Here is a 9,105-nt window from a genome sequence, read left to right as displayed (position 1 = left end):
CAAATTTTATATATATGGAAATTGCACCTACGATGTCATCATTTACAATAATTGGTGTTCCAATTTCAGTCCATTGTTTTAAAAAATTGATTTTATGTTGGTCAGGTCTGGATATATTTATATTTTTACTTATTAGTGAGCGAGCAAGAGCGTTTTCTCCTATTGAATCGATAGTCATTTTAGTGCCTAATTTGAAGCCGCATTCAAAAAAATGTTGCATGATAGGGGTGTCACTAATTATATTAATTATTGCTCCTGTCTCGTCACTTAAAATAATGAATTTATCTTCTACCAAAATGTTGTCAAGAACATGAATTAAGAATGATTTCGTACTTTGAATTAGATGATTGTTTCTTTTAAGAGTGTTCTGAGTTTCCATGTCCGAAAGCTGCAGCTTGGGCCTGTCATCAGAAACTTCTAGAGATGAATAACCATTCTTTAACTGTATGTAATTCATTATATACCTAACATTGTTCAATATATTTCCTTTACATTAATACCATTAAGCCTTTAAAAGCAAGGGTGAAAAAAAATGTCAATTTAAATGCAATAAATTCAATGGCTTACAATAAATATTTCTATATGCTAATAAATTATATAAGGGTCACAAATAATTATTATGGAGGATGAAAGTACTTTTCCCGAGAGAATGAATTTTCAATGTCCGCATTCATATAGATCCTCATAGCTCTTTACCACCAACACCATCTTTGGCCCAGGCTTCTATTCTATTATCGATAAGTTCATCATTACTTCCTAACTCTAGGTTTTGAAATTCAGAGCTTTCAGGTAGTTTTAATGATATTGTGTGCTTGGATGAAAACTCAGCAGTTCCTGACGAAATATTGCAATCCAAAACATGTCCGCAAATCATTTTATCATTACTTATATAATGAATGTGCAATCCTCCTGCTCCTGCATTAATGCATTTGCAAAATTCAGGAAGCCAGAAAGCCAGTAGGGTACCTGATGTTGAATAATGGCAGCTATTAACTGATCGATTAACAATGTCAGCTGTGATTACAGGGTATGGTCTTGAAAACTTAGGAAATGAAGAAGTTTTCACAAAATCGAAATTACCTTTAATTTTAACTAAATGGATGATATTTGTTGAATTGAAATTATCTTTAATTTTATTGCGCAGTTCCTTAATGCCCATTGCATTATTTATCTGTAAGTTACCATCTCGTGTAAAGTGTGATATAAAACTAATAGCTACATGTTCATCAATAAAATCAAGTGTCGGGGATATTATTTCCCCATCCAAGATCATTATATTATGCTGCATTCCTGCCGTAGCGCCAAATCCAAAATCACCGTAATTCAATAAGTCTTTGACTTTGAAATTGGTTTCTAACAAACCGCTGCACAATGTTTGGCTTGTGGATATTTGAGTGTAACTATCAATTTCATTTGAATTAAGCATGTTGCCTCCAATTTTTTTATGAGTTAGCTAAAGAAGAAATTATTTTATCAAGTTGTTCTTTTACTCCATCTAGATTACTTTTATGAAAATCATCATTATCAGGAAGTTGAATGTTTAACGTGTTTTTATATTGATATTCGACTGTGATGCCAGAAAAACAAAAATCAACAATATGTCCTCCAAGCTTATGTTCACTATCAAAGAAATGAAAATGTAAACTAGGGCCACATAAATCTACTAGTGGTAAAGGTGTATAAAATCCGATCATGTTCCCTTCTATATTATTAATCGTATTAATTATCTTGTTACCAGAGATTACATCAATTGTTGGATAAGGTTTCACCTGTTTTGGATAAGACATTAATTTCACCCATTTATAAGTTGCCTTTACTCTAATTGCATATATGTAATTTAAAGAAGGTAGTTTTCCCATCAAGATTTTTTTAAAAGTTGGATAAGTAATTTCTTCATCAATAGTGAATTTTCTGTCAGCAATATATTTCGTTACTGTCATCTTTGGGGTTTTAAAATGTGGTTCAGGAGTTTGAATGTCGCCGTCAGAATTTGCGTGATAAAAAATACCATTAGAAAGAGTTAGCTCGCCCTCTAAGCTTTCTATTGCACCAATTCCAAAATCGCCATACTTTTTAATTTGTGCTAAATCTAAAACACCATCCAGCAGGCCAACAAAAGTTGCTCCATAGATGGATAATTGAAATACTTCTCTATTCATTGTTATCACCATTCATTGAAATAAATCTAATCTTTATTATTAAAAAAAGAAAAACAGAAATGAGGAAGTAAAAAATGTAATTAAAGAAAAGTGAGCTTGCCGTCAGTAATATGGTGGCGGAGCCTACAGACGATATTACCGAAACTATGACTCCTGTTAGCGTACCGAAAATTGAACTTGCAGTGCCGGCTCTTGATGGGAAAATTTTCATTGAGTTAGCTAAAGTATTTGGGACAATAAATCCTATGAAAAAGAAAATAAGGAAGAGACCGCTAATGATGATTTTTAAAGAAGAGACAGAATATTGTGACCATAATGAAAATGTAATGCTGATTGCAACACATGCACTAAGCCCTAACATCAAAATGTCACCATTTTTATGTGTGTCAACTAGTTTTTTATTTGTTAATGAACCCAAAAAATATGCAAACCCGAGCAATAGAGCATAGTGCCCATATTGGATAGGAGTAATTAAGTACTTTTTTTGTAATAAAAATGGTCCCACAACATTAAAAAGTACAATAACCCCATACCCGACACCACCTATAAAACAATAAATCAAGAAGCGAGTATCTAAAGCTACTGTTTTTATATTGTCAGTGTTGAATGATTCACCTATTTTTTTTAAATTATTATTGGTCTCAGGGAATCTATTGAAAGATACAAAGGCCAGAACGAGACCATAAACAGCAAAAAAAAGGAAATTAGCTTGCCAGTTAAAATAATTTTGTAAATATCCGCCAATATTAGGGCCTATTATTGGGCCGAGTGACCAACATAGCCCAAAGTAATTCGTAAATTTAAATAAATCTTTTCCAGAAAAGACATCAACAATCATAGCGCGCGCAACAACAGCAAGTCCGGCAATACTTAATCCTTGAATAAATCGCCAAAAATTTAACCAGTAAATTGATGGAGATAAAAAAATGCAAAGTAAACTTGATAAGACAAAAACTATGCTGCAAATTTTAAGAATTAATCGTCTCCCTAAAGAATCGGAAATTATACCTAAAAAAAACTGACCGATCCCATAGCCAAACATATATGTTGCAATAGATAGTTGTACCGCAGTTTTCGGTGAGTTAAATGAGTTTGCTATTGCAGGTAATGAGGGAACATATAAATCAATTCCTAATCCCATTAAAAATGGAATTGCAAATATAAGTGTTTTTATTTGGAACATTGTCACAGATGAATATCGATCTTTCATAAGCTCCATTTCTAACTCCGGGTTATATGATTCAACTTAGGCTTGCTTTTTGAAGTAATCTATTCCTTTTTCAAAAGCAAGAATATTTTCTTGGATCCTATTTTGTGGAATGATTGTCTTTATAGTCTCTTTTGCAGACTCTAAATCATAATCTAGCAAGCATAATAATATAGACAATAAGGAAAAATTAAGATTCACGTAACTTATGTTTTCACTCTCTAGAATATTTTTATAAAAAATTGTTTTTTTTATTTTTTTGGTGGCACATACATCATTCACGGTGTAAGGGGTATCACGTTCCAAGCCAGCATTGACGCTAGGCGAAGTTAACTTGTAATCGCTCGCAACTAAGTATCCATCAGTTGATAAATAATGTATGTTTCTCAGTACTTCTGTTTGTTCAAGGCCGACTAGATAATCAACCTGACCTACGGGTATTAAAGGTGATAAGATTTTTTCTTTAGAGAACCGAAGATGAGAAGAAACACTTCCTCCTCTTTGCCCTAATCCCATGACATCGAAGCATTTAACTTCATACCCTTCAATAAATAGTATTTTATGAGTTAGCTTAGCAAGCGAGACAATACCTTGGCCACCAATACCACAAAATATTATATTTAGTTTACTGAATTGTTTCATAATTTATTGCCCCATTTTTACAGTTTGTTTGACATAATTTACATCCCACGCACAGACCAGAGTCAATATGTATCTTCTCTTCACCATTATCTTTTAATATTTCCAGGGCGGGACAACTGATTTGAAGACAAGCTTTGCATTTCAAACAGGCTTCGTTATCTATTGTACACTGTCCTTTTACTTCTGGTTTAAACTTAACTAGGCATTCTTTTTTGACGATAATTACCCCGTTCCCATCTCTATTGAGTGAGGAAATTACGTCTTTTTCAAAATCATCAATTTTATAAGGATCGACTTCTATTACATCTTGAATGCCTAAAGCATGACAAGTCTCTTTTATATCGAGTGACGATGAATATTCAGGTCTGGAGGATGGGACATCCTGGCCACCAGTCATTGCGATACATTGATTATCGACGATGATTACTTTTGTATTACCCTTATTGAAAGTAAGATTTATTAAACCATTTATACCTGTAGCCCAAAAACCTCCATCCCCTATAACGGCTATATAGTTCTCTTTATCATCATTAGCGCAATTGAAACCGTGCGCTATTCCGATAGAACTTCCCATATGTTTAGCATTAGTGAATGCATTGATGTGTGGAAAAATACCTAACCCGCCACAAGTTACATCTGTAGTTGCCTTAAGGTGATATTTTTTCAGTATATAATATACAAACAGATGAGAGCAGCCAGCACAATTCATTGGCAGCCTAAATGGAATGTCTTGCAATGGTTGTGCAACGATATCATTCACTAGGAATTTGCTTTTTATTATTTCCGGGGTGAAGAATGTGAAATCTGGGAATTTTTTGAGATCAACGTCTTTAGCGATGTTAATGCCCATGGATCTTATTTCTTTTTCGATGACAGATTGCCCATCTTCAATTACATATAATTTATCCACATAGGTGGATATTTTTTTTATCAATCCTATGGGTAGGGGGTGTATAGCGCCAAGTTTAAGTATGGAGGCATCAGGTAACGTTTCTTTCAAGTATAGGTATGATGCGCCAGATGTTATAAAACCAATTTTTTTATCTTTTAACTCAATAGGGTTGATGTTGCTATTATTTGATAAATTGTCTGTCAATCTATCCATCGAATGAACAAAATCATTATTGAATCTTGTAACTTTCGGATTATCACTGTTTTTCATTCCCATGATAGTTGTAGTGGTTAATACGGCATAGCAGCTACTTTTAAATTTCAAGTTTTTGCTCGCTGAATATTGATAGTTTTCATCTATTTTTACACGTAACAGTAGTAAGTCTGATTATCACAGGGAGACTGTATAATTCACTTAATTTAAATGCAAGTTTTGTCAATTTTAGTGCATCTAAACTATCACTTGGTTCCAATATCGGGACGCCGGCACTTCTACCGTAATAACGGCAATCATTATAATCATCGGTTATTCTTCCGACATCGTCAGCAACTACAATAACAAGGCCCCCGTTTATCTGTGATTGTGCTGCTGAGATCAAGGCATCGTGAGCTACGTTTAAACCAACGGTCTTCATTACCGCTAAACTTCTAGCACCAGAAAATGATGCCCCCATTGCGACTTCTAATGCTACCTTCTCATTTACAGACCATTCGCAATAAATATCTTTATAATCCCTCATAATATCATCGATGATTGATGTTGATGGCGTACCAGGATAACCAGTAGCGACCTTAACACCTGACTCAAACGCGCCTCTTGCTACAGCATCATTTGCAGTAAGTATTTTATTCATATTAGCCTCGATATTTTATTAAATTATTTATAATAGATTACAATTGCTCCCCAAATAAACCCAAGGCCAGCACTAACCAATACCACATTACTTCCTTTATTAATTAAACCTTTTGATTCTGCTAAAAATAATGACAAAATGGGATCAAATTGCTCCATGTGGCCAAAGTTTGACAGGTATAATGATTTTGAATTTTCCAAGTTTATTCTTTTTAATATTTCTTCATGTGCTGACCTCTTGATATGCAAAATTGCAAGATAGTCAATATCACTCGGGGTCATATTGGATTTTTTCAATGAATTTTTTATCACAGTTTCAAAGTTATTTATTGATGTCATGTTCAAAGTGTTTTTGAATTTCTCAGAATCATTCATGAGAAATCTTATTTGCATGTCACTATTGCCATGTGTTTTTTTTGTTTCTCGCGTTGCATAGCAAATATTAGATAGAGAGCCATCACATTTGAAACTATCCCCTAATATGGTGTTGCTACAATTTTCATTGCTAATTAAAACTGACGCTGCCCCAGAACTTAAATCTAATAGAAAGTGTGTGTTTGGGTTGTTTGTATCTAAATAATCTATGTCTCTACATCCTCCAACAAGAAGAATGTTGCTGTACTCTTGGTGCGAATCTAATAATGATTTTGCAATGGATATCCCTGCCAGCATTGATCCACATAAAGCGGTCATATCAAATGCCCAGGCATTATCAGCACCTAGATCCGAAGCTAAACTAATCGCCGTAACCCACATAAACTTCTCGGTATTCTGGCTCCCGACCCAAATTATTACATCCAAGTCTGTAGCGGTTATTTCGGATTTTTTCAAAGCATCTTCAGCCGCTTTAATTCCCATAAAATAACTTGTTTCATGACTGCGAGCTCTTCGCTTTTTACTAATTCCATATTTGTTTATCAATATGCTTTCAGGAATCCCAGTTTCTTTAGATATTTGGGATGATGTTATTGTTTGAGGGGGTATATATAGCCCGATACTTGTAATTCCACAGCTCATGATTATTAACTCCTTAATGGTTTTCAATAACATCTGCTACATATAATAACCCCCATTAATGTTGAAATTTGCTCCCGTGATGTAGGTAGAATCCTCTTGTATCAGTAGGCGTACAACTTCAGCTATTTCAGTAGGTTTTAGGAGTCTTTTAATTGGTATTTCTTTTAAAATATTTCCCAGAGTGGTCGTTGGTATTTTCCCCAATACCATATCGGTCTCAGTATATCCTGGGGATACAACATTTACTGTGATTCCGCTGCTTGCTAGTTCTAATGCTAATGCTTTGGTAAAGCCTACAACTCCAGCTTTAGCCGCGCAATAATTAGTTTGACCAAACTGTCCTTTTTCTGCATTAACCGACGAAATGTTAACTATTCTTCCATATTTACTCTCTATCATCTTACTTACAATTGGTTGAGTGATGTTAAATAGGCTAACTAAATTGGTTGTTAATACAATTGACCAGTCTTCAATGGACATTTTTTTAAATGTTCTATCCTTTGTAATGCCTGCATTATTAATCAGTACATCTATAGAGCCATATTCATTGATTATTTGTGAAATGAGGCTATTACATGAGGCATAGTCATTTATATCACATGGGAAATATATTAAATCATCATATCCTTCTGCATGAGAATCGTTTATCCATTTTTCACCCAATGATTTATTTTTTGATATAACAATAACTTTCAATCCTTCATTATGTAGCATTTTAGCTATAGAAGAGCCGATGCCTCGGGTTCCTCCAGTAACTAAAGCTATTTTTCCTTTCATGCCCACCTCGATTAATATAAGATTTAACTATTAATATTTTCGACAATCATTGCGATTCCCATCCCTCCACCAATACATAATGTTGCTAATCCATAATGAGATTTTCTTCTTATCATCTCGAAAATTAATGTCGTAAGGATCCTTGCACCGGAAGCACCAATTGGATGGCCTAATGCTATTGAACCGCCATTGACATTTACTTTCTCAGCGTCCCACCCTAATTTTCTGTTTATACAAATCACCTGTGCTGCAAAAGCTTCATTGACTTCTATTAAATCTAAATCTTCTATTTTTAGATTTGCTTTTTTAAGCACTTTTAGAGATGCTTCTATTGGCCCAGTCCCCATTAAACTAGGTTCAACCCCTACTTCTGCCCAGGCGATGATTCTAACCATAGGATTCAACATTAATTCACTGGCTTTTTTTTCAGACATTAAAATTACTGCTGATGCCCCATTGTTTATACCAGTCGAATTTCCTGCTGTGACGGTGCCATTTTTATCAAATGCTGGTTTTAAAGAATGAAGTTTTTCTAGTGTCGTATTTGGCCTTGGAAACTCATCTTTATCAAAAACTGTATCTGTAGCATTATTTTCCAAAAATAATGGAACAATTTCATCAATAAATTTCCCTTCATCAACAGCTTTTCGACATTTTTGTTGGGAACCATAAGAAAACTCGTCTTGTTCATCTCTTGTTATATGAAAGTGATTTGCTATATTTTCGGCGGTTACACCCATATGACATTTACTATATGCATCACTTAATCCATCGTTAATAAGTGTGTCAATTAGTTTTAAGTCGCCAATTCTTTTCCCTGTACGAGAACCTGACAGAATTCTAGCGGCCATATCCATATTTTCTTGACCACCGGCGATGACAATATCGGCATTGCCGCATTTAATATCATCGTATGCTAACGCTATTGCTTTTAAACCTGAACCACATACTTCATTAATGGTATAGGCACAGGTTTCAATAGGTAGTCCAGCTTTCAATGCTGCCTGTCGGGCGGGGTTTTGTCCAAGTCCTGCGGTGAGGACATTCCCCATAACAACTTCTTGAATAATTTCTTTAGATATTTTGACTCTATCAACTAGCCCCTTTATTACTTCTGCCCCTAAGTCAATTGCTGGAAAGTTTGATAGACTTCCCCCAAAAGAACCAATAGCAGTTCTTGCCGCTGATACAATAACAACATCGTTAGCCATACAGTCTCCAATAATTTATTATTTCATTTGTTTTACTCCATTGAAAATTTGACTTCATCACTCCTTAACATTTTTTGGGGTGATTTTTCTCACCCGTTTAAGTTAATGATTTGTGATAAATGATTTTTTTCCATTAACATCTGCAACATGTAACTTTGTTCTTTGTTTTATTAGCAGAACCAAGTCCCTCAAACAAAAAAGGAAATTACCAGAATAGGCCTCTGTCTATTGCTTAAAGTAACCTGCTTGTTATGCGGTAGTGATGTACTGAAATGTGGGAGGTTCAACCACAGTTTTGCGGGCTAATTTGTTTTAGCAATGTGAGAAGTTCTGTTTAAGACATGATGC

The 9,105-nt window shown here is 34.5% G+C and carries 10 protein-coding genes; all 10 read right to left on the bottom strand.

What is annotated here, in order from left to right; genetic code table 11:
* A partial coding sequence (locus CWS43_RS10910) for a hypothetical protein (protein WP_198555806.1) occupies positions 1 to 457 on the bottom strand: 457 nt, incomplete at its 3' end.
* A 225-nt stretch (positions 458 to 682) separates the two neighbouring features.
* Positions 683 to 1,426: an acetolactate decarboxylase gene (locus tag CWS43_RS10905; RefSeq protein WP_053011599.1), complete on the bottom strand. Its 744-nt coding sequence runs from the start codon at positions 1,424 to 1,426 to the stop codon at positions 683 to 685.
* Positions 1,427 to 1,442: 16 nt separating this feature from the next.
* A complete protein-coding gene (locus tag CWS43_RS10900) occupies positions 1,443 to 2,159 on the bottom strand; it encodes an acetolactate decarboxylase (RefSeq protein ID WP_157825380.1) in 717 nt (238 codons plus the stop codon).
* A complete protein-coding gene (locus CWS43_RS10895; protein ID WP_053011597.1) occupies positions 2,152 to 3,378 on the bottom strand; it encodes a multidrug effflux MFS transporter in 1,227 nt (408 codons plus the stop codon). Before CWS43_RS10895 ends, CWS43_RS10900 begins: the two co-directional genes overlap by 8 nt.
* Positions 3,379 to 3,405: 27 nt before the next feature.
* On the bottom strand, positions 3,406 to 4,008 hold the full coding sequence (locus CWS43_RS10890; protein ID WP_053011596.1) for a 2-oxoacid:acceptor oxidoreductase family protein: 603 nt from the start codon (positions 4,006 to 4,008) through the stop codon (positions 3,406 to 3,408).
* The gene (locus tag CWS43_RS10885; RefSeq protein WP_101076952.1) at positions 3,992 to 5,224 is read right to left on the bottom strand and encodes a thiamine pyrophosphate-dependent enzyme; all 1,233 of its coding nucleotides are present in this window, start codon (positions 5,222 to 5,224) and stop codon (positions 3,992 to 3,994) included. Before CWS43_RS10885 ends, CWS43_RS10890 begins: the two co-directional genes overlap by 17 nt.
* A 28-nt stretch (positions 5,225 to 5,252) precedes the next feature.
* On the bottom strand, positions 5,253 to 5,753 hold the full coding sequence (locus CWS43_RS10880) for a hypothetical protein (RefSeq protein ID WP_101076951.1): 501 nt from the start codon (positions 5,751 to 5,753) through the stop codon (positions 5,253 to 5,255).
* A gap of 23 nt (positions 5,754 to 5,776) precedes the next feature.
* Complete coding sequence (locus CWS43_RS10875) at positions 5,777 to 6,769, bottom strand: 3-oxoacyl-ACP synthase (RefSeq protein WP_053011592.1); 993 nt, start codon at positions 6,767 to 6,769, stop codon at positions 5,777 to 5,779.
* 36 nt (positions 6,770 to 6,805) lie between these two features.
* Positions 6,806 to 7,546 (bottom strand): acetoacetyl-CoA reductase, encoded by a 741-nt coding sequence (gene phbB, locus CWS43_RS10870; protein WP_053011590.1) that lies wholly within the window; start codon positions 7,544 to 7,546, stop codon positions 6,806 to 6,808.
* A 23-nt stretch (positions 7,547 to 7,569) separates the two neighbouring features.
* Positions 7,570 to 8,757, bottom strand: coding sequence for an acetyl-CoA C-acetyltransferase (locus CWS43_RS10865; RefSeq protein ID WP_101076950.1), 1,188 nt, complete (start codon positions 8,755 to 8,757; stop codon positions 7,570 to 7,572).
* Between the last annotated feature and the right edge of the window lie 348 nt (positions 8,758 to 9,105).

This window comes from Rahnella sp. AA, from assembly GCF_002834385.1.
GTDB lineage: Bacteria > Pseudomonadota > Gammaproteobacteria > Enterobacterales > Enterobacteriaceae > Rahnella.
The sequence above is the reverse complement of the archived record's forward strand: the minus strand, read 5'-3'. Positions and strand labels throughout refer to the sequence as shown.